We start from the raw sequence: 25537 nt of genomic DNA, 5'->3' as shown, positions 1-25537 counted from the left end.
GATGGCTTCTCATGCTCGCTACACTCGCACTTCGCACCTGACGGTGCTCAAGCTCCCTTCGGTCGCACCTCCCCGGTCCCTCCCCCGCGTGGCGATATGCGATGGTTCGTAGAACGATGTTCCGAAGGAACGGAGTTCGAGAAAACCATGGGGTTTCGAGAACCGGAGCAGGAGCACCGGAGGTGCGATAGCCAATGGGAAGCCGTTTCAGCAATTTGATACAGGAGATCGTTCAATTCTCTATGAGCGCTCGTAATCGTATTCGGAATCCCGTGAATCTTCAACCACGTGGTACTTTTGGGACGACTTCAGTACCTGAACAAGGCTTATTTCTTCATCCTGGCCTGGGTGGGACACTTCATCTTGAGGTCGTCCCAAAATGCCTCTGCCGGGAAGGGGCACCCACTCGCGCCTGACGGTGCTCATGCATCCGCCGTCCCGCAAGGTGCGAAGAGCGTGAAGCCGCGAAGTGCGATGTTCCGTTTGAAGCGGAGCATGAGAAACCCGAAGGGTTTCGAAGGACGACGGCCCTTTGGGCCGGAGTTCGAGCACCGAAGGTGCGAAGGAGAGTTACAGGTAATTATACCGAACTTCGCGTTCTTCGCGTGAGCTACTTGCTGGGGATAACAATACAGTCTCACGCGAAGGCCGCGAAGCCGCGAAGGGGCATTCGAGGTCGTCACCCCGCCCGCACGTTCGCCCCGCAGTTCCTCGCCCGCGTCAGGAGCACCGACCCTCCCCGGTCGCCGAGCACCTCCCTTGCTGCCCGGGCTGCATCCTGCATGCCGGAATCCCCGACGGCGTAGACCGTCGGCCCGAACGAACTCAGGCCCGCTCCGGCGGCCCCGGCCTGCACCGTCGCCTCGAGGAGCGAGGAGACGACCGGGTTCTGCAGCCCCACCTCGACCTTCTTAAACCCGAGCGACTGCGTCCGGTTGATTGCCGAACCGAAGAGGTCGAGATCGTGCTCGACGATGCCCGGGATCATCCGCATGAGCACCTCGTGGCAGACCTCGCGGACTTCGTCGAGCGGCACCGGGCAGTGGGTGCGGAAGATGTCGACCTCCCCTCTCCCGTGCGCCCCTGCGCCTACCTCAGGCGTCACCAGCAGGATGCGCCAGTCCTCCGGGAACCGGTGCCGGGCGAGAACCGGCGGGGGCGCGACGCCCCGTGACGCTGCCGACGGGCGGAAATCATCCTTGCCCCCCGGAGAGCCGAACCGGTGCCCGCCGTCCAGGATAAACCCGCCCTGCTCGAACGCCGCCGTGCCGATGCCGGAGGTCCCGCCGCGGCCGACGGCCTTCGCGAGATCGCATACGGAGACGTCCCGCTCGTAGAGGCGGCAGAGGGCGGCGGCCGTGGCGAGAGCAACCTGCGTCCCGCTTCCGAGCCCGGCGTGCTGCCGTGCGGCGGCGTGCAGGGCGATCTCCGCACCCCCCGGGAGCCCGAGCGTCTCCTTCGCTGCCCGGGCCGCATCGGCAACCCTGCGGCGTGCTTCCTCGTCGCCGCCGCGAACCTCGATCCCCGCGGCTTTCCGCGCATCGAGCACGCACCCCGGCTCGTCGAGGGTGACCCCGACCCCGCCGTCCACCCTGCCCGACGTACCGTTCATGTCGAGCAGGGTGATGTGGATCCGGGACGGAGCATCGACCAGCACCCTGATCTCGTCCGTAAACGCCGTGCAGGGGAAAATCTCCTCGATGGCGATCAACGGCTCCTCGCGGTGGATGATCCGGTACTTCCGCGAGAGCATCGGTTCGCACCGGTGGACGCTGAACGTCCGCGCGAGATCCGCGCCGGCACGGACGACGCGGGCGTCGGTGATCTCCCGGCGCGACTCTATCCGGTGACGGCGAAGGATTCTCCCGATGGGGATATCGGCCCGCATGAGGTCCTGCCTGAACTCCGGTGCAAGCCGCCGGAGCGGGGTGCAGGAGACCGCGTAGATGAGCACCTCTCCCGTTACGGCGTCTTTCAGTTCAACAACACGGTAGTTGACCTCGTCGCCCTGCTCGATATCGAGTGCCGCCGCTGCCTCGGTATCGGCGGCGACGACATCCTGCACCAGGGTGGTGATGGTGACGGGATGGCCGGTCGCCATCTCGAGCAGGCCGGTCACCGACCCGTCGGTCCCGATGAGAACCTTCTGCATCGGGGAGAGCCTTCCCACGCCCTGCTCGATCTCCCGTATCTTCTCGACGATGCTGTCTGCCGTCAGGGGTTCCATGTCCTTGGGTAGCGTTGTACATGGAGACTACAAAAAGGTGGTGCCGGAAAATCCGCCCCGTCAGGGGCGGATCACGGCGAAAAGAACAGGGATAGGAAGTCCGGGGCCTCTATGAGCCCTAACGAGCCCCCTTTCGCCCCGCGCTCGGAGAACGCGGAGACACCGTCCTTTCCTTTCCCGAGCACCGCGAACGGCACCGGGTCTGCAGTATGGGTCTTACACCGTATCGGCGTCGGGTGGTCGGGGAGAACCGCGACGGCCGTGTCCGGGCGGTCGAGGACGATCCCGATCGCTTCGTCGAGCCGCTCGATCGCCCGCACCTTCTCCTCCACGCTCCCCATGTGCCCGGCCTCGTCGGGGGCCTCGACGTGCATGTAGACGAAGTCGAGGCGGTCGAGGGCGTCGACCGCGTACCGGGCCTTCGCCTCGTAGTCGGTGTCGATGAACCCGGTGGCGCCGGGGACGTGGATCACCTCCATCCCGGCAAGGCGGGCGATGCCGGCGAGGAGGTCGACCGCGGAGATCACCCCCCCGGCAAGGCCGTACTTCTCGCGGAAGGACGCAAGGGACGGCTTCTTCCCGCCGCTCCATGGCCAGATCTCGGTTGCCGGGGTCTTCCCCTCCTCCCGGCGGCGCTGGTTGACCGGGTGGTCGGCAAAGACCTCCCGTGCCCGCTCCATGCAGCCGAGGAGACGTTCGGCGTCGTCTCCGCGCGGGAGGAACTCTGTAATCGGCTGACCGACGATGTCGTGGGGCGGGGTGGTGACGGCGCCGCGCGCTCCGGGGACGGTCATCAGGTTCCGGTAGCTGATCCCCGGGTGGACCCGGACGCCGTCGAGCGCGGCATCGAGATCGCGGAGGAGCTCGGCGCCTTCGGCACTCGAGATGTGCCCGGCGTTGAAGTCCTCCATCACGCCGTCACGGACCGCGACCAGGTTGCACCGGTAGGCCATCTCCCCCTCCCCGAGATCGATTCCCATGCTGGCCGCCTCGAGCGGCCCCCTCCCGGTGTAGGAGGTGCGGGGATCGTAGCCCAGGATCGAGAGGTTCGCGACGTCGCTCCCCGGCTCGAATCCATCCGGCACGGTCCGGAGCATCCCGCACCGCCCCTCGCGGGCGATCCTGTCCATATTCGGTATCTCTGCGTACTCGAGGGGCGTCCTGCCCCCCAGTTCGGCAAGCGGCTCGTCCGCCATGCCGTCCCCGAGAATGATGATGTACTTCATGTGAATCCTTGTGAGTCCCGATAGTGAACTGTTTCACCTATTTTGTTGTCCTGGTACGTGGAGAACTGCCATCTCACGCGAAGCCGCGAAGTGCGACGTTCCGTTGGAACGGAGCAAGAGCACCGTTAGGTGCGAAGGACGCGAAAGGAGGGCGTAACAATCCCACGGACTTCGCGGCTTCGCGTTCTTCGCGTGAGGCGACGTTGCGTGAAATTTTAAGTGCAGTGGTCCAACAGCGCCCGAAACACCGACCCGGCTGCAATTCCCTGGATGTGCGTCCTTATCCGAGCATGGCGCGGACCGCTGTCCGGACGCTCTCTTCCGATGTGGTGGCGCACCGCCAGCCAAGATCCTTGAGTTTCTCGACCGAGAGCTGCATCCTGGGCACGTCGCCAACCCAGCCGCGCGCTCCGCCGGTGAACCGGTAGCGAACGCCGGAGAGACTCATCTCCTCCGCAACGATGTCGGCGATCGTGACGACGTCGATCCAGTCCTCGGAGCCGATGTTGAAGGTGTTCACGGGGTCGCTCGAGTGCTCGATCCCGAACTGCACGGCGCGGACGCACTCCCCGACCTCCAGGTAGGACTTCGTCTGCCTACCGTCGCCGAGGATCTCGAGTTCCTGCGGGTTCTCGCGGAGCTTGCGGATGAAGTCGGAGATGACGCCGTGCCCGCTCCGCTCACCGATGATGTTTGCGAACCGGTAGACCCAGGACGTCATCCCGAACGAGTGGCAGTAGGACGATATGAGCGCCTCGCAGGCAAGTTTCGTCGCGCCGTAGACCGATATCGGCTGAAGCGGCGTATAGGTCTCCGGCGTGGGAATGACGGCGGCATCGCCGTAGACGGTCGAGGTCGAGGTGAAGACCAGTTCCGGCACGCCGTGCGCCCGCATCGCCTCGAGCACCCGGTGCGTCGCGACGATATTGTTCCTGATCTGGGAGTCCGGGGTCACGGCGCTCTGCCGGACGTCGGGGTCTGCGGCGAGATGATAGACCCGGTCTGCGCCGGAAAATCGCTCCTGCCACCCGTCGTCGAGCAGGTTCTGCCTGACGAAGGCGACCCGCCCGCCCGCCGTGTGGTGGGCAAGGTTCCTCTCGGTGCCCGCACTGCAGTCGTCGATGACCAGCACGTCGTCTCCCCCTGCCGCCAGGGCGTCGACGATGTGCGAACCGATGAAACCGGCACCACCCGTTACGATACAGAACATCATAGAGTAATCTTCCTCTCACGCTATAGGATTTACTTATGGGTAGAGCGGGGAAAAGCCCCCTTCATCCGGCGGGAGCGGGGGAGTCCGACACGGGGAAAGGTTAATGCCCGTATCCGGTTCACTCCACGATCCGATACCCTCGTTCGGGGCATATTTTTCATGATTGCCTCCGATATATGATGAATCACAAGGAGTTGTCCGATTGAGAGAGGTACGCACCTGTTGCAGATCCGGCCGATTTCCCGCCGCCATCACCCTGCAGAGCCGAGTTTTCGTGTTCGTCGATAGCCCGAACGGAGCCGGACGATGAACCTCCGCCCGGACGGTATACGGGAACACGCAGGAATTTATCTCCGCGGCCTTGCGATGGGAGCCTGCGATATCGTTCCCGGCGTCTCGGGAGGGACGATCGCCCTCATCACCGGGATCTACGAGCGGCTGGTCGGGGCCATCGGCAGCATCGACCCTGCCTCGGTAAAACACCTCGCGAGGGGCGACTTCGCCTCTCTCCAAAAGGATCTCGAGAAGATCGACATCCCGTTCCTCGTCGTCCTCTTTGCCGGGATCGGCACCGCTTTCCTCCTGATGTCCCGCGTGGTCCTCTCCCTCCTCGACAACTATACGGTGGCGACCTACTCCTTCTTCCTCGGCCTCATCATCGCCTCCGCAGTAGCCATATTCCTTGAGATCCGCTCGCACAACGTGACCACTGTTGCCTTCCTCGTCGTCGGGACCGGCGCCGGCTACCTCCTCGGGGGCCTCGGGAACTTCGACGCCGGCCATTCCCTGCCGGTTCTCTTCCTCACCGGGATGGCGGCGCTCTGTGCCATGATCCTCCCCGGGATATCGGGCGCTTACATCACCCTCGTCCTCAACCAGTACGAGTTCATGCTTGCGGCGCTCCGGGCCATCTCGCTCCCCGAGATTCTCGCCTACATCGCGGGCGGTGTCGCGGGGCTCCTCCTCTTCACGAAAGCCCTCAAATATCTCCTCGCGACCTACCACGGGGCGATGCTCGCTCTGCTCACCGGCCTGATGCTCGGTTCGGCCAGGATGCTCTGGGAGAAGGGAGCTGCGGCCGGAGATATGTTCACCGGCGGCTGGATGTTCTTCCTTGTCGGTCTCGCCGCTGTCGGCGCGGTGGAGTACATGAAGAGGCGCCATCAAGCCGTTTCAGCCTGATTTTCAGTCTTTTTACAGGTGGCGATCCGAAAACTTACTTCCTATTCTGGGTGCAACGGGATATATTATGTTCATCGGCATCGACCACGGTACCACCGCGATGCGTTTCTCAAGCGGCGATGCGGAATTCAAGATCTCCCGGGAAGAGGCGAGAAGCTTCTCGGTCGCTGATCTTGCTTGCATCGCTCCGCTCGACGAGATCGAGGGCATTGCTGTCTGCTACTCGATGGGTGACGGCATCTCGGCCGTAACCAGTATCAGGAACGTCGAAAACCGCGGCGTCATCTCACGGGAGGGCGCCGGCAAGCACATCGGCGGCGGCACCCGGGTCTACGATGCGATCAGGGAGAGCGGCCTTCCTGCGTTTGTCATCCCCGGGCTGCACCGCGGATCCCCGACCGATCCCCGGTTCAAAGCCTACTCCCACCAGGCGAGCCCCGAGAAGATCGGGATCCTGTATGAGGTCGCGCATGACCTCGGCGGTGATGTCGTGGTCTGCGACGCAAGTTCGAACACCGTCACCCTCCTCGTGACTGGAGGCCGGATAACCGGCGCGTTCGATGCCTGTGTCTTCGCGCCCGGAACCCGGCACGGCGCTCTCGATGTGGACGCCATCCGCCGGATCGACCGGGGCGAATCCACGGCGAACGACGCGTTTCTCCATGCGGGCGTGAACTACACGACCCCCCCCGATCTGCGGGTGGAGACGATGGCCATGTTTGCCGCGATGGAGTGCGCCTCGATGCTTCTCCTCAACCCCGGTGCGAACGTCGCCCTCGCCGGCACCATGGCCCCCGCTATCGCGCCGCGGGTGGAGGAACTCCTCTCCCGCGGCGTCACCGTCTACGACGAGTGGTGCGCGGCCCGGGGGCTCGCCCGGATCGCCCGCGACGTCTTCTCGGGAGCAACCCATATCCTCGGGCTCGCGGTTGAGCGGTAGCCCGGCCCGGGCAGACCGGCGGGAAGCGCCCCTCCGGTTTCATATTCTTTTAAGTGGTGCCGGGTAGTATAGTGGTTTAATTGAGGAGAGGCCGGAACCATGCAGCAGGAATGCCCCAGTATCGCCGATCTCATGCTCCTGATGACGTCGCGTCTTGAAGAGGTGGCGCGCACGATAGATCTGGAGAATGCCGGCCGGTTTCTCGAAGAGATTCTCAACGCAAAGCGGATCTATCTTGCTGGAGCCGGACGCTCCGGCCTTGTCGCGCGGGCGTTTGCCCAGCGGCTGATGCATCTCGGGTTCGAGAGTTACGTCATCGGCGAGACGATCACGCCCGCGTTCGGCCCGGAAGACGTTCTCGTCGCGTTCTCGGGCTCGGGGGAGACCCGATCGGTCGTGGACGCGTGCGAGACCGCCCGGGAGATCGGGGGGAAGATCTGTCTCATCACCTCGACGCCCGACTCGCACATCGGCCGTATGGCCGATTGCATCGTCGAGATCGGGAACAACCGGCTCAAGGATGCGGATATCCCAAGTGACTTTGAGATTCGCCAGCTCACCGGACAGTACCGGTCGGTCTCCGGGTCGTTCGCCCCTCTCGGGACACTCTTCGAGACCGCGGCACTGGTCTTTTCGGACGCGATCGTCTCCGCCCTTATGGAAGTGCGGCACTGCACCGCTGAGGAACTCAAAAGCCGCCTTGCAAACGTCCAGTGAAAGGCGACAGCCTCCGCGCCTCCGCTCCACCTCTCCCGGCACCGGCAATAATTATGTCCTCTGCGGGGCAACGGATGTTCCGGCCTGTTCACGGCTCCGGCGCGCCCTATGAGTGCCGGGTATTTATATTATTAATCATTAAGATTTAAAGGGGGTTTTTGTTTGAGAGAGTTACGCATTCACGGCAGGGGTGGTCAGGGTTCCGTGACCGCCGCCGAACTCATTGCTTACGCGGCTTTTGAGGGCGGTGTCTTTTCCCAGGCATTCCCGGCTTTCGGTGTGGAACGCCGAGGTGCCCCGGTTCAGGCGTTTGTCCGGTTCAGCGACGAGAAGGTACGGCTGCGCAGCCAGATCTATGAACCCGATTACATCATCGTGCAGGACCCGACCCTGATTGGGGATGTCGACGTCTTCAACGGTATGAAAGCAGGCGGGATCGCCATCGTCAACACCGAGAAGTCCGACTTTGATTCCGGTGTTCCGGAGGGCGTCAAGGTCTATACCATCGATGCGACCACTATCGCGCTCGAAGAACTCGGTGTGCCCATCACCAATACAACCCTGATGGGCGCGTTTGCCGCAGCCACCGGAGAGATTGGACTTGAGCCGCTTGAGCACGCGCTGCGGCGCCGGTTCTCCGGGAGCATGGCCGATAAGAACGTCAGGGCCGCGGAACGCGCCTACAACCAGATCGGGGGTGCCGCATAATGGCGCTGCGGGTCGGGTGTGTTGCGCCTCCCGGGAAGGCGCTTGATAACAAGACGGGCGGCTGGCGGGTCTTCAAACCGGTCTTTGATCCCGAGAACTGCACGAAGTGCGGCATGTGTGCCCTGGTATGTCCGGAAGGGTGCGTCCGCGAGACGGAGGAAGGCACGTTCGAGCCCGACCTTGACTACTGCAAGGGCTGCGGGATCTGCGTGGAGATCTGCCCGAAGAAAGGCATCACGATGGAGAAGGAGGAGAAATAATGCTGGAGTTTATGGAAGGATCCCATGCGGTAGCCGAGATTGTGAAACGTTGCCGCCCGCAGGTGATCTCAGCCTACCCTATCACGCCACAGACGCACATCGTCGAAGACCTTGCCCAGATGGTGGCGAACTGCGAGATCGATGCCGAGTACATCACGGTCGAGAGCGAGTTCTCGGCCCTTTCCGCCTGCCTCGGTGCGAGTGCGGCGGGTTCCCGGGTCTATTCGGCAACGACGTCCCAGGGGCTTGCCCTGATGTTCGAGGTCTGCTTCAACGTGGCGGGGATGCGCCAGCCGATCGTGATGACGATCGCGAACCGTTCTCTCGGCGCGCCGCTCTCGATCTGGAACGACCAGCAGGACTCGATATCGTTGCGCGACTCTGGGTGGCTGCAGTTCTACGCGGAGGACAACCAGGAAGCCGCCGATCTCCACATGATCGCCTACAAAGTCTGTGAGGATCACGACATCCTCCTCCCGGCGTTCGTCTGCTTCGACGGGTTCATCCTCACGCACACCTATGAGCCGGTCGCCCTCCCCACTCAGGAGGAGGTGGACGCCTACCTGCCCGCTTTCAACCCGTACCAGCGGCTGGACGCCGCAAACCCGTTGAGTTTCGGGATGTACGCGACGCCCGAGTACTACATGGAGTTCCGCTATGAGGTCGACCGGGCGATGGAGCGTGCCAAGCAAGCGTTTATCAAGGCCGGGCGTGAGTTCGGCGAACAGTTCGACAGGGACTACTCCGCGCTTGTCGAGGGCTACCGGCTCGAGGACGCCGATACCGCGCTTGTCGCCATGGGCTCCATCTGCGGCACCGCAAAGGACGCCGTCGACGAGATGCGCGAGCACGGACGGAAGGTTGGGCTCTTGAACATCCGGGTGTTCCGACCATTCCCCGCTCAGGAGATCGCGGATGCGCTCAAAGATGTCTCGACGGTCGCGGTGCTCGACAAGAACATCTCGCTCGGCAACGGCGGGGCTGTCGGCACCGAGGTGAAAGCGGCGCTCTATGGCTCCGGCATATCCGTATACGACTACATCATTGCCCTCGGCGGGCGCGACGTGAGAAAGCGGGATATCGCCGCGGTCGTCGACCTCGCCGAGAAGGGAGAAGGAGATATGTTCTATGGACTACGGACGGAGGTGCTCTGAATGGCTGAAGTAGAGGGAGGATGCGAACTCTTCTCGGCCGGGCACCGGGCGTGCGGCGGGTGCGGCCCGGCGCTTGCGGCCCGGCTCCTCCTCAAGGCGACCGGAAAGAACGTCATCATCGCCGCCGCGACGGGGTGCATGGAGGTCTTCTCCACACCCTATCCTGAGACGGCCTGGGGCGTTCCCTGGATCCACTCGCTCTTCGAGAACCCCGCGGCGGTTGCCTCCGGCATCGAAGCGTCGCTGAAGAGGCAGGGGCGAACGGAGAAGGTCGTCTGTATCGGGGGCGACGGGTCCACGCTCGATATCGGGGTGCTCTGCATCAGCGGCGCCTTCGAGCGCGGCCACGACATCACCTACATCTGCTACGACAACGAGGCCTACATGAACACGGGCATCCAGCGGTCGGGCGCGACGCCCTACGGCGCGAGCACCACGACGAGCCCGGCCGGGGCGTGCTCGCTCGGCAATCCGCGTCCGAAGAAGGATATGCCCGCGATCCTCGCGGCTCACGGTGCGCCCTACGTCGCAACCGCCTCGATCGCCTACCCGAACGACTTCATAAAGAAGGTCGAGCGGGCAATCAACACCCCCGGCCCCTGCTACATCCAGGTGCACACCCCCTGCTGCACGGGATGGGGCTTTGAGGCCGGCGAAACGCTCAACATGGCCAAACTTGCCATCGAGACCGGTCTCTGGGTGAACTACGAGATGGTCGACGGCCGGGTCGAGAAGGCGAAGAAGGTGAGTCGGAAGCCGGTCGAGGAGTACCTCGCAAAGCAGAAGCGTTTCCGGCACCTCTTCAAGCCCGCCCGCCGGGACGACGTGATCACGCAGATCCAGGGGATCGCCGACGCAAACGCCGAGCGGTTCGGGATCGATATCAAGGCGAAAGAATCGTCAGAGTAAAGTATAGCCCGAAGAGAACCATGGCGAGTCCGCTCGCCTGCACCACTTTTTTGTAATGATGGCCGAGAACATTCGCTCCCCGTGAGACCGCAAAGGCAAGGAGGCCCAGCCAGACGATATCCGCGCCGATATGCCCGACGTAGAACTCTACGAACGCTGGGTGGAGCGCGAGAAACCCGACGCCGAACGTGAGCCACCAGACCCACCAGTAGGGGTTGCCGAGCGTGCAGGCCAGCCCGAGGGCAACCGGTGCCCGGGTTTCTTCCTTCACGATGACACTTTCTCCCGCATGGAGGAACTGCACAATGCCGAACGCGATCAGAATACCTGAGCCGAGAAGAGCAATGAGATCGATATGGGGGATGTCGCGCACACCGAAGGCTATGGCCGCGACCATGGCGGCTTCAGGGATGCCGTGCCCCGCGACAAGCCCCGCAACGAACCGGCCGGGCTGCCGCGACCCGAGGCCGAGGACCGAGGCGGTCATGGGCCCGGGGGAGGCGGCCCCGGAGAACCCGATCAGGAACGATGCCGCGACGACGTCGATCATTCGCCCCCCTTCCTTCGCGAGATGAGGAGGGGAAGGATCAGGACGAGCGCGACCGCGATCCATATGGTGCCGAAGGTGGTGAGCAGGATCTCGCGTTCGGGTGTGTAGAAGCGTGTCTCCACGACACGTATCTGGTCCCAGGCGACCTCCGTGGTCCCGTTCGCCCCGGTAGAGATCACCCCACCGGGGCTGATCATGCCGATGAGCGGGTTTTTGACGTCGACTCCCTCGGGAAGAGCGACGGTTACGGAGTACGGCGTATCGAAGGCCGCGACAAGGTGGTTATCTCTCACGGGGGCCCGGTAGGTGATCGTGTAGTTTCCCTCCGGGAAGGTGATGACGCCTCTTCCCGCGTCCTGGTACTCGATAGGGCCCGCAGAATCGAACACCTCGAGTTCCTCGACCTGAAGTGGAACCCGCTCCCCCAGCATCCCTGGTGTCCAGAAGGTGTGCTCGCTCCCCGTGACCTGGATCGTGGCCTCGTAGGCAGTGCCCCCGGGGAGCACCTGGACGACAGCCTCCTGTGCCGCCGCCGGAGCACCGATCAGGATCAGCGCAAGGCAGAGAGCAGCGAGGACAGATCCGCGTCGATCTCGATGGGGGGCTCGCATTGTCGCACCACTGTTTCGGGATCTTTCAAGAGGTGGCCGGTCACCACGCAGACGATCCGTTCATCCTTATCGATCAGGCCGTTTTCGGCAAGTTTCCGTATTCCGGCTACCGAGGCCGCCGAGGCGGGTTCGACCCCGATTCCTTCTTTTCTTGCAAGGTCGCGCTGCATGGCAAGGATCTCCTCGTCGGTCACGGATGCCGCCGTCCCGCCCGTCGCGCGGATGGCGACGAGTGCCTTCTCCGCGTTCACCGGGGCGCCGATCCGTATCGCGGTCGCAACGGTCTCGGGTGCGGACTCCGGAACCAGCACCTCGAGGTTCTGCTCTATCGCCTTCACCACCGGCTGAGAACCGGCAGCCTGGATGCCGGTCATCATCGGCAGCCGGTCGATGAACCCGAGGGTTTCGAGTTCGCGGAGCCCTTTGTAGACCGCGGAGATGTTGCCTGCGTTTCCTACCGGGAGGACTATCCTGTCGGGCACCTCGCCGCCGAGCTGGTCGATCGCCTCGAACCCGATCGTCTTCTGCCCCTCAAGCCGGTAGGGGTTGACCGAGTTCAAGAGGTAGAGGCCGTGGCTGATACAGAGCTCGTGTACCATCTCGAGCGCCCGATCGAAATTGCCGCGGATGGAGATGACCCGGGCACCGTGCATCAGCGCCTGGGCGACCTTCCCGAGAGCGACCTTTCCCGCGGGCAGGAGGACGACGCAGGGGACGCCGCCCTTCGCCGCGTAGGCAGCGAGGCTTGCGGAGGTGTTCCCGGTGCTGGCACAGGCGACACTCTTCATCCCGAGTTCGCAGGCCATGCTGACGCCCACGGTCATCCCGCGGTCCTTGAACGAACCGGTCGGGTTCATCCCCTCGTGTTTTGCGTAGAGTTCGGAGAGACCCAGTTCTTTGCCGATTTTTTTCAGGTGGTAGAGCGGGGTTCCTCCTTCCTGGAGTGAGACCGGCTCGCCCCGAACCGGGAGGAGTTCGCGGTAGCGCCAGACGGAGAGGGGGCGCCGGTTCCATTCGTCGCGTGAGACGTTGATGCCGTCAAGGTCGTATTCGACGGTCAGCAGATGTCCACAGCGGTTGCACGTATAGATGATCTGGTCCGGTGAGTAGGTTGCACCACAATGAACGCAGACGAGACGGTACATAGAGAATCGTTGATCGCGCGGATACGTATAGATATGCTATGGGCTCCAGGGAAGTCCGGTTTACCGCCGCCGCTCGGGCCGGACGCGAGAGACGAGCATGAAGACCAGCCAGAGGACGGGAGCGGCGACGAGCGCGAGAGATCCGAGTTCTTTGACCGGGATGGCAGTCACGAACGGCGCGATGAACATCCCGGCCGCTGCTATGACAAGCACGATGCCGAAGGCTGCAGGGCGCACCTCAAAGGCTCCCTGGGTCCGGACACGGCCGGCCACTCGCCGCCGGGAGAAGGGGTAGAGCCAGGCAACCCCGGCCGGGGTGCAGGTGTCCTCCACGAGGTGGAGGATGCACCCTGCAAAGAATGCGCACCCGAAAGCCGGAAGAAGCGCGAGGGAACTCCCGAGCCAGGTGAGGATGAGAGCCAGGTAACCGGAGAGGGCGAGGGTTGTCAGCCCGACACCTGAGAACGAGTGGAGCAGCCCGCGGTGCCTGTGCCGGTAACTCTTCCGGAGGATCAGCATGAAGACGAGAGAGAGCGGGTAATAGATGAGATACCTGATGGTATAGCCGAAGATCGGAAGCAACACGGCAAAACCGTTTACGACCTGTCCTCTCTTCCCTTTCGCGCCGGCAATTCTGCCGTTGAATATCGCCGCATCGACGGCGTCAGCGTCCGGGGCAAGCGATCCGACGAAAACGCCGAAGAGAAGCACGGCGATCGCGGCCGGGTCGATTGTGGTGGCCCAGGGAGCGATAAGGAGTGCTGCTGTGGCGAGACTGAGCGATACGTGCTGGTCACCCCGCATGGGAAATCTCTACAGTTTGGAGAGGAGACTGTGATAAAGGTCACTTCTGCGGTCTGAAAGTGAAGGGAGCGCGGATCGGGCATCATGAACCGCCGCTGGATCGACCTCGACGGTGAGGGCCTCTTCTCCGGCCCCGCATCGGCCGATGACGGCGCCGTCCGGATCGGCAGCGAGCGACCCCCCGCAACAGGGCGCGCCCGGTCGGCCGGCCGTGTTGATCCCGGCCACGTAGCACCGGTTCTCAAGAGCGCGTGCGGGGAGCAGGGTCTCCCAGTGGGAGAGCCGGGAGCAGGGCCATGCCGCCGGGACCAGCATGCACTCCACGCCGGCTACGGCGTAGATCCGGAAGAGTTCCGGGAACCGCAGGTCGTAGCAGACGGCGATCCCGAACTTCGTTTTGTCGACGGTGAACGTGGCGATCCGGTCGCCTGCGGTGTAGTATCGGTCCTCTCCCTCGGGGGAGAAGAGGTGGATCTTCGCGTAGGTTGCGAGGAGTTTCCCGTCTCCATCGAGCACCACGGCGGTGTTTTTTGGGAGATGCCCCTCTCCCGCTTCGACGATCGAGCCTGCGACCGCGATACCGTTATCCTGTGCAATCCGCGCAAACGCGACAGTGAGCGGGCCGTCCAGGGATTCGCCGGAGCCCGGCGGGATCTTGGGTGACCATCCGGTCACGAACTGCTCGGGAAAACAGATGAGCGATGCTCCCGCCGCTGCAGCATCCGCGGCCATCCGGCCGGCCGCCTCGAGCCTCTCGGCCGGCCTCTTACCGCCGCCGGCAACCTGGGCAAGCGCTATCTTCGTCATCGTCAGGATGGGATTACGTCCCGGCCCCTGCAGGAGAGAACGAGCATGGCGGCGCCGAGGACGACGAGGGCGGCGAGCGCCACCATGACGTACGGGGCGAACGGGACTTCTACAGCGAATATCTGCGCCGCGATCAGGATCCCGCCTGCGATGATGCAGGTGCTGACCAGGGCGGCTCCAGGAAGCGTAAGGTCGGGTGTCATGCAATTCCTCCGGTGAGTATGGGGAAGGCGGTTCTGATGCCGATGAGGATGAACTGGACCGCAATCGCGATGAGAAGCATCCCCATCAGCCGGTTGACGGCGCGGTACTCTCGTTGGCCGATGCGCCGGACAATAACGTCGGAGCGCTGCATCATGGCGTAGGTGATCCCGATGGCCACAACGGCAGCGAGCGGCACGATGGCGATTGCGGCGACGCTCATGCCCATTGCCTCGTTCATCAGCACGATTGCTGAGGTGATGGCGCCGGGCCCCGCGATCATCGGGATGGCGAGTGGCATGACGGCGATTTCATCCGCGTCCTGCCCTTCGTACTTCTCGGTAGCGGTCATCTTCGTCCGGGAGGTCTTTGCATAGACCATGTCCATGCCTATGCCGAAGAGGAGGAGACCGCCGGCGATGCGGAAGGCCTCGATAGAGATGCCGAAGAGCTGCAGGATCCAGCCTCCTGCGAAGGTGAAGAGGAGCAGGATGACCAGGGCGAACCGGCTTGCGTCGCGTGCGACCCTGAGCTTTGCTGCCTGTTCCATCGTGCCGGTGAGGGAGACGAAGATCAGGGTGGCTGCAAGCGGGTTCACTACGATGAGGATCGAAGAGAACGTCAGCAGCGCAAAACTCAGGAGATCAGCCATTCGTGATCAGGTATGCGGTAGGTTCGATATTAGCGCTTGTGGTTTTGGGGGGGACGGCCGATCCGTTGCTCCGGAAATCTTTTTTTGTGAAGAATGTTTCCGATGATGGGGCCCGGAAGTGCAGGCTTATTCCCGTGCGGGGGCTTTTCGTGGTCTGGAAGGTTTGCGGTGTGGGGGGTGGTCGGGGTTTCCTGTTACGTTGGGGGTGTTTCCGTTTTCGAGATGGTGAGTATAAGCCCGGTTTTTGTCTTCCTAGGGCAGGGTTACTGGACCCCTGCCGTTCGCACTTGATAATTCTCTTCGAGACATCAAACCGTACACGGCTTTCCAGTGGATATCGTGGCTGGGGAGGGGCTGACGGGGAGGGGGTCCCGCCCCCTCCCCTGTCTTCCCTCCTAAAACCATACCTGTAAAACCCCCACCCCGCCCGGCCTTCGGCCTCCCCCTCTGCACCTTCGGTGCTCATGCTCCGGCCCCGTGGCCCGTCGCAACTCGCACCTGCGGTGCTCAAACTCCTGCTGTTCCAGCAGTTGTTCCCCGCCCCAAGGGGCGGGGGCAGTGCGTGGCGATATCCTCACGGTCCACTGCACGGGGTCTTTCCTCGCATTGACCACTTTGTCGCAACTCACCCCGAAACTCTTCCCTATATAGTGATTATCGGTGCAAATCCCTTTGTGCCGTACACAAAATCCAGCAGCCCGGCGCTGTGCAAGCAAAGGTCCGGCCTACACCTTTTCATCCCGGGCGAAAAATCCCCACGCACCGCTACGCAACACAATCTCCAGGAAAAAGAAACGGTATCCCGCCGGAATCCAGCGGTTTCGCCGTTCACTCGTAGAGAACGGGCTCGTCGATACGGGAGTAATCGACCAGTTCGCCCGGCGCGAAGTGGATGCCGAGTTCGCGAGCGGCGCTCTCGGGGGAGTCGGATGCGTGGATCACGTTCCGCCCGATATCGAGCGCGAAATCGCCGCGAATTGAACCCGGCTCGGCCTCCGCGGGGTTGGTGGCGCCGACCATCTTGCGGACGATCGCGACGACACCCTTGCCCTCCCAGGCCATCAGGAAGCAGGGTCCGCTCATGATGTAAGACTTCAGGCCCGGGAAGAAGGGCTTCTCCAGATGCTCACGGTACTGCTCGACGACCCGCTCCTCGGGGAGGAGTTCGAGTTTCGCCCCGACGAGTTTGAGGCCCTTCGCCTCGAACCGGGAGACGATCTCCCCGACGAGTCCGCGCTGGACACCGTCGGGTTTGACCATCACGAAGGTGCGGTCCATGCCGATCACTCTTTGCCGCGGGCCTTGCGTCCCATCGCGGTCCACTCGACACGGCGCGGCACCCGGCCGAGCCTGTAATTGTTCTGGCACTTGGTGCTGCAGAAGTAGAGGATGGTTCCGTCCTTCTTGACGAACATCTTGCCGGTGCCGGGCTCCAGAACCTCTCCACAGAAATTGCAGACGTACTTGTCGACCATGGTTATCGCCTCGAGAGCTTCTTGGCCTCACGTTCGGTCTCGAGCAGCGAAAGGATGTCTCCCTCCCTGATCGGGCCTACCGTGTTGCGGGTGATGATCCGCCCCTTGTTCGGGCCGTCGAGAACCCGGCACTTCACCTGCTGGGCTTCGCCATGCATCCCGGTCATGCCGATGATCTCGATAACTTCTGCAGGCGTTCCGTCGTTTGCCATAATTTATCCCTCACTCTCTCAGTGCAGCAATCTGCTTCGCGATATCTTCGACAAGGTCCTTCGCCTTACCGGACTTGACGATCGCGGCAGCTGCCGAGCCAACCTCGAGGCCGCTTGCGGAGCCGATATCGTTCTGCTTCGTGATGTAAACGAACGGGATCTGCTTCTCCTCGCAGAGCGGCGGCAGATGCATCACAATTTCTTCTGGCTCAACGTCCGAACCAATGAGAACCAGCTGGGCAATGTTGCGCTCAACTGCTTTTGTTGCCTCGTTGGACCCCTTCTTCACCTTGCCGGTATCTCTCGCAATCTCAAGGGCTTCAAGGGCCTTATTCTGGATCTCTTCCGGAATCTCGAATTTTACATATGCCTTTGCCATAACTCACCTCTTTCAGGAGCAGTTCTCTGCTGCTCCGTCATCATTCATCAGTAGCGTAGCTGATCGAATGCGCTCTATTATGTCAATAAGAGGATTGATAAAGGTTTGTCATTCGACCACTTTTTTGGGGTAGGAGTCCGCTGTTTTCGCGCCTGTCCGCATGGGCGTGGCCGCAGACAGTTTATGCGGGGATCCGGTAGATCTGGACTCCCTGCGCATCATAGATGAGTTCCAGGGTTTCCGTCGGGATCGAGACGGCGTAGCGCTCGCGCTCCGCCGCACCCACGTACAGCAGGGTGGCGTTGTACGCCCGCGCAAGGTCGACAGTCCGCGCGGGCTGCTCGTATATCGTCCGTACATCGGCGCTCCGTTCGGTGATGCGGCCTTCGTCGCCCCGCCACATGTACTCATGGAAGGGCATCCCGATGATGGCCGGGATCCCGGTGAACGACGAGACCCGTGAGTAGTAGGTGTAGTCGCCGCCCTCAGCCTCGACGACGACGTGGTCGCCGGGGAGGGTCCGGAGGAACGCGATCGCCGCTGCATCTCCGGGGTGCGAGCCTTCGAGGTATGCCGCCCCGTCGAGGGTGTGGCTCCCGTAGCCGAAGTCGACGTTGATCGCGAACGGTGCGACGAGGAGCAGCACGGCGGCCAGTGCCGGGAGCGCCTTCTCCATCCGGGTAGAGATGTGTCGGTCGATGCCGGCGCCCTGGAGCCACTCCCCGACGATGGCGAGGCTCGCCGTCCCCATCAGGAACCACGCGGGGAGGTAGAACTTGAAGACCGTGTTCATCCGGAAGTAGACCTCTCCCATGTTGTCCACGAGGTAGATGAGTTCGGTAACGAGGATGATCACAAGGCCGAGCATGGCAAGCGTTTCGACTGCCGTAAAGCGGCGGCGGGCGAGAAGGTAGACCAGCGGGACGGCGGCGATGGCCGCTGCCGGGTAGCCAGCGAGCATGAACGGCACCGCGGCGAGCAGGAGGTAGGGGCGCCTCCGGATATCCGGGACGCAGTACGCGACCAGCACCGCGAGGAAGAATCCGTGAACCAGCAGGAACTCCACCGGTTCGGAGGGAATGGGGACGATCCCGATCCCTTCCACGCCGGGGCTGTTGAGTTGCAGGTAGAACGGGAGGTAGGTCGCGATCGCGAGCGGCGGCACCGCTGCAAGCACCATCCAGGATTTCAGGCTGTCCGGCCGAAGGTTCCCGTAGCGCCACCATATCAGGAAGCCGAAGGCCAGCGTGACCGGGGCATAGACCAGCACGTCCCAGGAGTTGAACCCGGGCATCGACCCGAGGGAGAGGGCGGCGAGCCCGCAGAGGAGCGCCCGCCCCCGCATGGAGATGGTCCCCCACCGCATGTAAGCAAAGACCAGAAGAAAAAGCAGGAACCCCTGGTTGAAGAAACTCATGACGTGCGGGTGCACGTCGCCCCAGAGCATCGAGAAGATGGGATATTCATTGATGGTGTTCTCGATCGTCCGGGTGCTTCCCCAGAGGACGTCGAACCAGGCATCCCCGATCAGGATGTGGTAGATGGCAGAGGGGTTCGGAAGGAAGAGTGCAACCACCGGGAGCCACCGGTAACGGTCGAGGAGAAGGTGCCCGAGGGCGTAGAGTGAGACGACGGCAAGACCGAGCACCGTCGGGAGTGCGAGGTTGAAGGCGATCGTCGAAGGCACGCCGGATACAAGCCCGAGCGCCCCGTTCATCCAGTAGCCGAGGTAGTAGTAGACGTCCAGCGTTCCCCCCGCGTACCAGGGATCGAGCGGCGGGACGGTGGGCACCCGCATGATCGAGGCGAGGATCGCGTGGTCCATGAACTTCTCGGCGTAGGAGATGCTCGGGTTGATCCAGCGCACCTCGAGCATGAAGAGGAAGGGGAGCAGGAAGGCGAGGTCCCAGGTGAGCGCGGACCGTAGCCGTTCTTTCGTGAAGAACCGGCGTGACCCTGCATACGCGATCGCGACCACAAACGGCAGAAGACCGAGCACGATCGGGAGTCCCGTCAGTCCCAGGTACCACGTGCCGAGCGTGAAGAGGAGGGCCGATGCCGGGTATGCTGCGGCTGCCGAGAGGTCGCCGAGGGTGCGGTTGAGCGCCGGCCAGACGGCGAGATGGAGCATTTTGACGACCGCAAGCCAGAGCAGGACGGGAACGATGAACTCAACCGCCAAACGTATCCTCCTTCTCGATCTCCCTGTTGAATGCTTTCTTTAAGAGGTTCATCGACCAGTCGCCGAAGTAGTAGATCGACCCGACGCCCCCGACGAGCGTGACGAGATTCTTGATCAGGTGGTCGATGACCGCTATCAACGTTGCAGTGGCCGCCGGGGTCCCCGCGAGCCCGAACGTCAGAGCGAGCGCGAGTTCGTAGGTTCCCACCCCGCCCGGGGTGATTGGAACAGCCTTGACGAGGTTACCGATGACGATCGCGAGGACGACGATGCCGAAGGGAACCGGCGCCTGAAACATCAGGACGACCGCATAGCAGACCAGCACGTCGACGAGCCAGATCAGGAGTGATGACCCGCTGAGCACACCGAGGGCCTGGGGGTTGAGTGAGGCTCGCTTCACTTCATCGAGCATTCGCTGGATGGCGGCGACGATCCGGTTTCCTGATTCCATCCTGCCCGACCAGAGCAGCACGGCGAAGAAGACGGCCCCTGCGGCGAGGGGGACAATGATGACCGTGATGAACCAGTCGGGGACGTCGAGGACCGCGAGGACGAACGGGAGCGCGACGGCACCGAGTACCGCGATCATCAGGATATCGAAGACACGCTCGACGACCAGGGAGGAGAATCCCTGCGAGTAGGTGGCGTCATCTTCGTGCTTTAAGATGAGCATCCGCACGAAATCACCGAGGCGCGCGGGAACGATGAGGTTCGCCGTCTGGGAGATGAAGATGCAGGCGGTTGAGAACCAGAGACTTTTTCTGACGTCGAGCCCCTGCAGGATGAACCGGTACCGGTACCCCCGGAGGATCCAGGCGGTGATGCAGATCCCAACGGCGGCAAAGAGGAAGGGCAGCACCGCATGTTCGAGCGTCAGCAGGAGGTCGTCCCATACGCGGTAGATCATGTAGGCGACGATTCCGACCGCGATCAGGGTGGGGATGACGACCGCGCTAACTTTTTTCCACATGAATCCGCCACCAGAGGCGAAGAATCGCCGATCCCATCTCAACTACGTCTGTTCCCCGTACCGTTGTCCCTTCTCCCTGCCGCCATTGCACGGGGAACTCCCGTATCCGGTAATCGTTCTTCTGTGCCCGAACCAGCACCTCGGTGTCCCAGAACCAGTGATCTGCGGTCACCGACGGGATCAGCGAGAGCAGGCGGTCACGCCGGAATGCCTTGAACCCGCACTGGTGATCGCAGAGTGAACTTCCGAGGATCGTCCTGACAAGCGTGTTATAACCGCGGCTCGCGATCTCCCGCCCGCCGCTCCGTACGATGACGCTCTCGGGAAGGAGGCGAGAGCCCGTTGCAATGTCGTTGCCGTCGCGGATGGCCTCGACCAGTTCGGGGAGGTGCCTCATGTCGGTGGCAAGATCCACGTCGTAGTAGCAGACAATAGACCCCAACGCCTGGGTAAATGCGCGGTTGAGTGCCCGTCCCCGCCCGAGCCGCTCGTCGGAATGGAGCAGGCGAACCCGGGGATCTCCGGCCTCGTACTCCCTGACGAACTCGGTGCTCCCGTCGGTGCTCCCGTCCTCGGCGACGATCAGTTCGAACCTCCCCGGAGCGATCGCCTCGAGTGTCTCGAGCGATCGCGGTATGGCGGTCTTAAGAGCCGCAAGATCGTTGTAGACCGGAAGGACGGCGCTCACCTCGACCTCACGCATCAGGATACCTCGCGAGAACCCTCTTCGCCACTTCCTGCCCGGCGACGACCGAACCGTTCATGCTCCGCTCCGGGTAATTCGGGGGACTGAACATCCCGGCGAGGAAGAGTCCGTGCTCTTCGTAGTCGGGCAACCGGTTGCGGAGCCCCGTCGTGTAGACCGGGCCGGCATACGGGTCGACCGCGAGCCGATGCCAGTGGATCTCGTCTCTGCCGACGGAGAACCGCCGGCAGAAGTCGGCAAGCATCGACTGCTCGAATCCCTCCGGCAGCCGGCCGGTGAAGTAGGATGCAAGGTAGACGATATGCTCGCCGTACCACTCGAGCGGAGCGAAGTTGGTGTGTGAGACCACCGCACCGTAAGGGGCCGCATCCTTCATATTCAGCCAGTATATGCCATTGGTCACGTCCCGGTTGAGTGCAAGGGTCATGCAGGCAGCGCCCTGATAGGGTATCCGGGCGATATCGAGACCGGCAAGGTCTGCGGTCACCTGCGGAGGGAGCGTCGATACGACGGCATCATACGGTCTCCCGTTGACTACCCAGCCGGTCCCCTCCCGCTGGATCTCCTCGACGGGAGTGTCAGGCATGATCGAGGCGCCTCGTCGCGCCGCCTCTTCTTCGAGCCGCGCGACAAAGTGCCGGAAACCCCCTTTCAGGTACCCCAGGCGCTCGCCCCCGGCACCCCGGTCAGATCTGATGGCGATGCGGGATATGAGCCAGGCTGCGGAAACCTCACCTGCGCGGTCTCCGAACTTGCTCTTTAAGAGCGGTTCGAAGAACGAGGAGTAAATCCCGGAACCGAGGTTATCGAGGATAAAGTCCCTTGCCGTGATCCCATCTAGCGCCGAGACGTCGAACCGGCGGGAGCGGAGGGTCAGCAGGCCGAGACGGGCCTTTTCCATGAGCGTGAGATGGGGGTAACGCAGGATCTCGGTCGGGGTGGTGAGCGGGTGGATGGCTCCGTCGACGTAGTAGCCGGTGGATCCTTGAAGCCATTCCAGCCGATCCGACACCTGTAGCGTGTCGAAGAGTTCGAGCAGAGCGGTATCCCCGGCAAAGCAATGGTGGTAGTACTCCTCGATCCAGTAATCGCCGATCCGGTACGATCCGAGGCAGCCGCCCGGAACGGGCCTTCGCTCGAAGAGATCTACCTGGTGTGTCCCGGTGAGTTCAAGTGCCGAGACCAGACCGGACAGACCTCCCCCCACAACGCAGATCTTCATTACTCACCCTTCGTCTGAAAATTATAAGAACACTTTTGGGTTATAATGTATGTATGGTCTTTATACATAAGCGTGGATATAATTAATTAGTCAATATGAGGGTGTGAAGCTGAATGAGGGTCTTCTTCATAGGATTCGGTCAGGCTGGGGGCAAAATTGTCGATATGTTCATCGAACAGGACAAACGAATGCAGACCCAGAGTTTCAGGGGAATCGCGGTAAACACGGCGCGTACCGACCTGATGGGACTGAAGAACATCGAACTTAAAGACCGGCTCCTGATTGGCCAGACCGTGGTGAAAGGCCATGGTGTCGGAACCGACAACGTGACCGGTGCGCGGGTAACCGCCGATGAGATTGATGCCATCATCAACGCCGTCGATTCGCGTGGTACACACGATATCGATGCCTTTGTCATCATCGCCGGCCTCGGTGGCGGAACCGGCTCAGGGGGCTCGCCGGTACTCGCCCGCCACTTAAAGCGCATCTACCGGGAACCGGTCTATGCGATCGGCATCCTGCCTGCCCCCGAAGAGGGGCGGCTCTATTCGTACAACGCAGCGCGTTCCCTGAGCACCCTGGTGAACGAGGCGGATAATACCTTCATCTTCGATAACAGTGCCTGGAAGAATGAAGGGGAAAGCGTCAAGGATGCGTATAACCGGCTGAATGACGAGATCGTCCGCCGCTTCGCGGTGCTCTTCCGTGCAGGCGAAGTCGGCAAGGGGGGTGTCGGCGAGATGGTGGTGGACTCGAGCGAGGTCATCAACACTCTCCGGGGTGGCGGCATCAGTACCGTCGGATACGCCATCAGCGAGAAGATCAGCCCCCGTACGAAGCAGAGCCAGGGGATCTTCTCCGGCCTGGTGCGCAAGAAGGAGAGGACCGAGGAGGTCCTGACCGGGGAGGACAAGTCGGCGAAGATCATTGCCCTTGTCAGGCGTGCCATGCTCGGGCGCCTCACCCTGCCGTGCGATTACTCTACTGCCGAGCGGGGCCTCGTTCTTCTCGCGGGCCCGTCGGAGGAGATGGACCGGAAGGGTGTGGAGAAGTCGAAGAGCTGGGTGGAGGAGAACATCGCCGGTGTCGAGGTGCGTGGTGGGGACTACCCGGTGCAGAGCGACTATGTCGCTGCGGTGGTGGTTCTTGCGACAGTCGGCAACGCTCCCCGGATCACGGAACTTCTCGAGATTGCGAAGGCCACGAAGGAAGATGTCCTGAAATCGAAGGAGAAGCGTTCGACTATGTTCGATGACGGCATAGAGCCGCTGTTTGAGTGAGGAGGGCGTTATGAAGACAAACATCAGCAGATGGCTCGTTCTCCTGCTGGCACTGGTCTGTGTCGTGCAGGCGGCATCGGCATTTGAGGTCACCAACGAAGGGATACAACCCGATAGCGAGATTCTCGAACCCGGTCAGAGCGTGAACGCGCACTATGTGTTCTCTTATAAGATGCTCACCACAGGCAGTGGCTACATGGATGATGAAAAATTCGAGTTCAGTACCGGGCTGGAGAGACCTGCCTGGGATTTCAAAATCCGGCGTGAAAACTATCCTGATATTGAAATCCCCACAAGAGGAGGTCCCTACCAGACCCTGTTAGAGTTCGATGTGGGTTACAGTGGTGAAGTCCAGCTCGAAGTACAGCTGCGCGGTACCGTGCCCACAACTTCAACCGGGAAGTTGGAGGTCGTCAAGATTGAGCATTTCAGGGACAAGACTGTGGAGGATGAATACCTTATGACCCGCGACGTCGTGAGCGCGGCCCAGGCCGCGGGTTCCCTCGCCGCCCAGCAGCAGCGTCTCAAAGACCTGAAGGCCGATATAGATGAGAAGGCTGCAGAGGGCGTGGACGTCGCTGCCGTCCAGACCGAGTACAACGCCGCGAGCCAGGCGCTCACCAGCGCCGCGTCGGCAGGCCCATCACAGGCGGCGAGTTACATCGCTACCGCCAAGAAAGATATCGATGAGGGGATTGCCCTCCTCGATAAGGCATGGGCCGAGAAAGCGGTCGCAGACACCGGTGCGGCAATTGAGTCTCTCGACGGGATGATTAACTACTTCATCGAGGATCGCTCCATGAGCTCCGACCCGCAGGTGGTCGCCATCATGACCAAGCGCGAGAGCGCTGTCCAGTTCTACTCGCAGGCACAGGATAACCTGAATGGCGAGAACTATCCGCTGGCGCGCTCGAAGGCGTCTGATGGCCTGAGTAAGGCGAACGAGGCTCTGGGTGATGCGAATGCGCTCAAGGAGAAGATCGGCGAGGGGTTCAACCTTGGAGGTGACCTTCTCCTCTACATCGGTGTCGGAGTCGTCATCGTTCTTATTGTCGCCGGTGTCGTGATATACCGGAAGAAGACCGGCTGGGACGAACTCGGATAACCCGTCCCTCCCCCTTCTTCGCACTTCCTGCTTCCCTATTTTTTCGCCAGGCTCTTTTGGCCGATGACTGTACATTCGAGTTGACTTCCGGTGCGCGTCTGATTTGTTGCCGGGGGTGCCGTCCCCAAACGCCTCTGCCGGAGGGGGCAGCCATTCGAAAACCGAAGGTCTTTTCGAGCTCCCTCCGGTCACATCTCCCTGGTCTCCGCTCGAAATTCGAAGAATTTCGGCGGCTTTGTCGAACCCCCCTGTTTGTTCCAGATGGCCGCACTCCGGGGTACGGCTTTCCACCGGGTATCGCCATGACTGCCCCCGCCCGCAGGAAGGGGGAGGAGCGCGAAGCGCGGGCGGGGTGGTGCCTGAGATATGCGGTTCTTCGCGCGAGACAGGGGAGGGGGAGACCCCCTCGCACCTATTGGTGCTCATGCTCCGTTCCTATCGGAACATCGCACTCCCCGTCAAGCCCCGCCCCCCCCATGGCGATAGCCACCATGGTCCGCTGCATGCGGAGATGTCCACGAAAAAAAGTCGTCCCGGCGACAGGCCGGGTGAGCACCGTCAGGTATGAAGGCAGGAACTTGAGAAACTTGGGGCTTGTTGAAAACCTCTCAGGAGAGTCATTGATTGCATTCCAGACACGGATTCCGAGGGGACTGCGCACCTACGGTGCTCGTGCTCCTGACCCGAAACCCTTCGGGTT

Annotated in this window: 27 protein-coding genes; 9 read left to right on the top strand and 18 right to left on the bottom strand. The window is 62.2% G+C overall.

Annotation, left to right across the window (positions count from 1 at the left end):
- Positions 1 to 679: 679 nt before the first annotated feature.
- The 3 genes from FGW20_RS04585 to FGW20_RS04575 form a co-directional block, all read right to left on the bottom strand.
- Positions 680 to 2227, bottom strand: a complete 1548-nt coding sequence (locus tag FGW20_RS04585) for a beta-ribofuranosylaminobenzene 5'-phosphate synthase (protein WP_301676914.1) — start codon at positions 2225 to 2227, stop codon at positions 680 to 682.
- A 71-nt stretch (positions 2228 to 2298) separates the two neighbouring features.
- Positions 2299 to 3453, bottom strand: a complete 1155-nt coding sequence (locus tag FGW20_RS04580; protein ID WP_301676913.1) for a cofactor-independent phosphoglycerate mutase — start codon at positions 3451 to 3453, stop codon at positions 2299 to 2301.
- A gap of 280 nt (positions 3454 to 3733) precedes the next feature.
- Complete coding sequence (locus FGW20_RS04575) at positions 3734 to 4663, bottom strand: NAD-dependent epimerase/dehydratase family protein (protein WP_301676912.1); 930 nt, start codon at positions 4661 to 4663, stop codon at positions 3734 to 3736.
- A gap of 309 nt (positions 4664 to 4972) precedes the next feature.
- Between FGW20_RS04575 and FGW20_RS04570 the strand changes: the two genes are divergently transcribed.
- From FGW20_RS04570 to FGW20_RS04540, 7 genes are all read left to right on the top strand, one after another.
- Complete coding sequence (locus tag FGW20_RS04570) at positions 4973 to 5848, top strand: DUF368 domain-containing protein (RefSeq protein WP_301676911.1); 876 nt, start codon at positions 4973 to 4975, stop codon at positions 5846 to 5848.
- 67 nt (positions 5849 to 5915) lie between these two features.
- Positions 5916 to 6788: a methanogenesis marker 12 protein gene (locus tag FGW20_RS04565; RefSeq protein ID WP_301676910.1), complete on the top strand. Its 873-nt coding sequence runs from the start codon at positions 5916 to 5918 to the stop codon at positions 6786 to 6788.
- Between the two features lie 99 nt (positions 6789 to 6887).
- On the top strand, positions 6888 to 7505 hold the full coding sequence (hxlB, locus tag FGW20_RS04560; protein ID WP_301676909.1) for a 6-phospho-3-hexuloisomerase: 618 nt from the start codon (positions 6888 to 6890) through the stop codon (positions 7503 to 7505).
- Positions 7506 to 7667: 162 nt separating this feature from the next.
- The gene (locus tag FGW20_RS04555) at positions 7668 to 8213 is read left to right on the top strand and encodes a pyruvate ferredoxin oxidoreductase subunit gamma (RefSeq protein ID WP_301676908.1); all 546 of its coding nucleotides are present in this window, start codon (positions 7668 to 7670) and stop codon (positions 8211 to 8213) included.
- A complete protein-coding gene (locus FGW20_RS04550; RefSeq protein WP_301676907.1) occupies positions 8213 to 8473 on the top strand; it encodes a 4Fe-4S binding protein in 261 nt (86 codons plus the stop codon). Before FGW20_RS04555 ends, FGW20_RS04550 begins: the two co-directional genes overlap by 1 nt.
- Complete coding sequence (locus FGW20_RS04545) at positions 8473 to 9627, top strand: transketolase C-terminal domain-containing protein (protein WP_301676906.1); 1155 nt, start codon at positions 8473 to 8475, stop codon at positions 9625 to 9627. Before FGW20_RS04550 ends, FGW20_RS04545 begins: the two co-directional genes overlap by 1 nt.
- Complete coding sequence (locus FGW20_RS04540) at positions 9628 to 10536, top strand: thiamine pyrophosphate-dependent enzyme (RefSeq protein WP_301676905.1); 909 nt, start codon at positions 9628 to 9630, stop codon at positions 10534 to 10536.
- Here the strand turns inward: FGW20_RS04540 and FGW20_RS04535 are convergent.
- The 15 genes from FGW20_RS04535 to FGW20_RS04465 form a co-directional block, all read right to left on the bottom strand.
- Complete coding sequence (locus FGW20_RS04535) at positions 10511 to 11086, bottom strand: LysE family translocator (protein ID WP_301676904.1); 576 nt, start codon at positions 11084 to 11086, stop codon at positions 10511 to 10513. The two genes, FGW20_RS04540 and FGW20_RS04535, sit on opposite strands and share 26 nt — an antisense overlap.
- Positions 11083 to 11697 (bottom strand): DUF5803 family protein, encoded by a 615-nt coding sequence (locus tag FGW20_RS04530; protein WP_301676903.1) that lies wholly within the window; start codon positions 11695 to 11697, stop codon positions 11083 to 11085. Before FGW20_RS04530 ends, FGW20_RS04535 begins: the two co-directional genes overlap by 4 nt.
- The gene (gene thrC / locus FGW20_RS04525) at positions 11637 to 12842 is read right to left on the bottom strand and encodes a threonine synthase (protein WP_301676902.1); all 1206 of its coding nucleotides are present in this window, start codon (positions 12840 to 12842) and stop codon (positions 11637 to 11639) included. Before thrC ends, FGW20_RS04530 begins: the two co-directional genes overlap by 61 nt.
- 60 nt (positions 12843 to 12902) lie before the next feature.
- Positions 12903 to 13646 carry a metal-dependent hydrolase gene (locus tag FGW20_RS04520; RefSeq protein WP_301676901.1) on the bottom strand — a complete coding sequence of 248 codons (744 nt, stop codon included), beginning with the start codon at positions 13644 to 13646 and terminating at the stop codon, positions 12903 to 12905.
- A 9-nt stretch (positions 13647 to 13655) separates the two neighbouring features.
- On the bottom strand, positions 13656 to 14453 hold the full coding sequence (locus tag FGW20_RS04515) for a nitrilase-related carbon-nitrogen hydrolase (protein ID WP_301676900.1): 798 nt from the start codon (positions 14451 to 14453) through the stop codon (positions 13656 to 13658).
- 2 nt (positions 14454 to 14455) lie between these two features.
- Positions 14456 to 14656: a hypothetical protein gene (locus FGW20_RS04510; protein ID WP_301676899.1), complete on the bottom strand. Its 201-nt coding sequence runs from the start codon at positions 14654 to 14656 to the stop codon at positions 14456 to 14458.
- Positions 14653 to 15306, bottom strand: a complete 654-nt coding sequence (locus tag FGW20_RS04505; protein WP_301676898.1) for a MarC family protein — start codon at positions 15304 to 15306, stop codon at positions 14653 to 14655. The genes FGW20_RS04510 and FGW20_RS04505 overlap by 4 nt, the downstream gene beginning before the upstream one ends.
- An 828-nt stretch (positions 15307 to 16134) precedes the next feature.
- Positions 16135 to 16584 (bottom strand): nucleoside-diphosphate kinase, encoded by a 450-nt coding sequence (gene ndk / locus FGW20_RS04500; RefSeq protein WP_301676897.1) that lies wholly within the window; start codon positions 16582 to 16584, stop codon positions 16135 to 16137.
- Positions 16585 to 16589: 5 nt separating this feature from the next.
- Entirely contained in the window at positions 16590 to 16781 is a 192-nt protein-coding gene (locus FGW20_RS04495) for a 50S ribosomal protein L24e (RefSeq protein ID WP_048113882.1), read from the bottom strand.
- A 2-nt stretch (positions 16782 to 16783) separates the two neighbouring features.
- Entirely contained in the window at positions 16784 to 16993 is a 210-nt protein-coding gene (locus FGW20_RS04490; RefSeq protein ID WP_011843564.1) for a 30S ribosomal protein S28e, read from the bottom strand.
- A gap of 10 nt (positions 16994 to 17003) precedes the next feature.
- Positions 17004 to 17372, bottom strand: a complete 369-nt coding sequence (gene rpl7ae, locus FGW20_RS04485) for a 50S ribosomal protein L7Ae (RefSeq protein ID WP_301676896.1) — start codon at positions 17370 to 17372, stop codon at positions 17004 to 17006.
- Positions 17373 to 17553: 181 nt separating this feature from the next.
- Positions 17554 to 19554 (bottom strand): DUF2298 domain-containing protein, encoded by a 2001-nt coding sequence (locus FGW20_RS04480; protein ID WP_301676895.1) that lies wholly within the window; start codon positions 19552 to 19554, stop codon positions 17554 to 17556.
- Positions 19544 to 20524 carry a lysylphosphatidylglycerol synthase transmembrane domain-containing protein gene (locus FGW20_RS04475; RefSeq protein WP_301676893.1) on the bottom strand — a complete coding sequence of 327 codons (981 nt, stop codon included), beginning with the start codon at positions 20522 to 20524 and terminating at the stop codon, positions 19544 to 19546. Before FGW20_RS04475 ends, FGW20_RS04480 begins: the two co-directional genes overlap by 11 nt.
- Positions 20508 to 21227, bottom strand: coding sequence for a dolichyl-phosphate beta-glucosyltransferase (locus FGW20_RS04470; protein WP_301676892.1), 720 nt, complete (start codon positions 21225 to 21227; stop codon positions 20508 to 20510). Before FGW20_RS04470 ends, FGW20_RS04475 begins: the two co-directional genes overlap by 17 nt.
- The gene (locus FGW20_RS04465; protein WP_301676891.1) at positions 21220 to 22452 is read right to left on the bottom strand and encodes an NAD(P)/FAD-dependent oxidoreductase; all 1233 of its coding nucleotides are present in this window, start codon (positions 22450 to 22452) and stop codon (positions 21220 to 21222) included. Before FGW20_RS04465 ends, FGW20_RS04470 begins: the two co-directional genes overlap by 8 nt.
- A gap of 113 nt (positions 22453 to 22565) precedes the next feature.
- Here FGW20_RS04465 and FGW20_RS04460 point away from each other — a divergent pair, with 113 nt between their 5' ends.
- Positions 22566 to 23732: a tubulin/FtsZ family protein gene (locus FGW20_RS04460; RefSeq protein WP_301676890.1), complete on the top strand. Its 1167-nt coding sequence runs from the start codon at positions 22566 to 22568 to the stop codon at positions 23730 to 23732.
- Between the two features lie 10 nt (positions 23733 to 23742).
- A complete protein-coding gene (locus FGW20_RS04455) occupies positions 23743 to 24837 on the top strand; it encodes a hypothetical protein (protein WP_301676889.1) in 1095 nt (364 codons plus the stop codon).
- Positions 24838 to 25537 lie beyond the last annotated feature (700 nt).

The sequence above is a fragment of the Methanoculleus methanifontis genome, from assembly GCF_030464365.1.
GTDB lineage: Archaea > Halobacteriota > Methanomicrobia > Methanomicrobiales > Methanoculleaceae > Methanoculleus > Methanoculleus methanifontis.
This window is presented reverse-complemented; position numbering and strand designations above follow the sequence as displayed.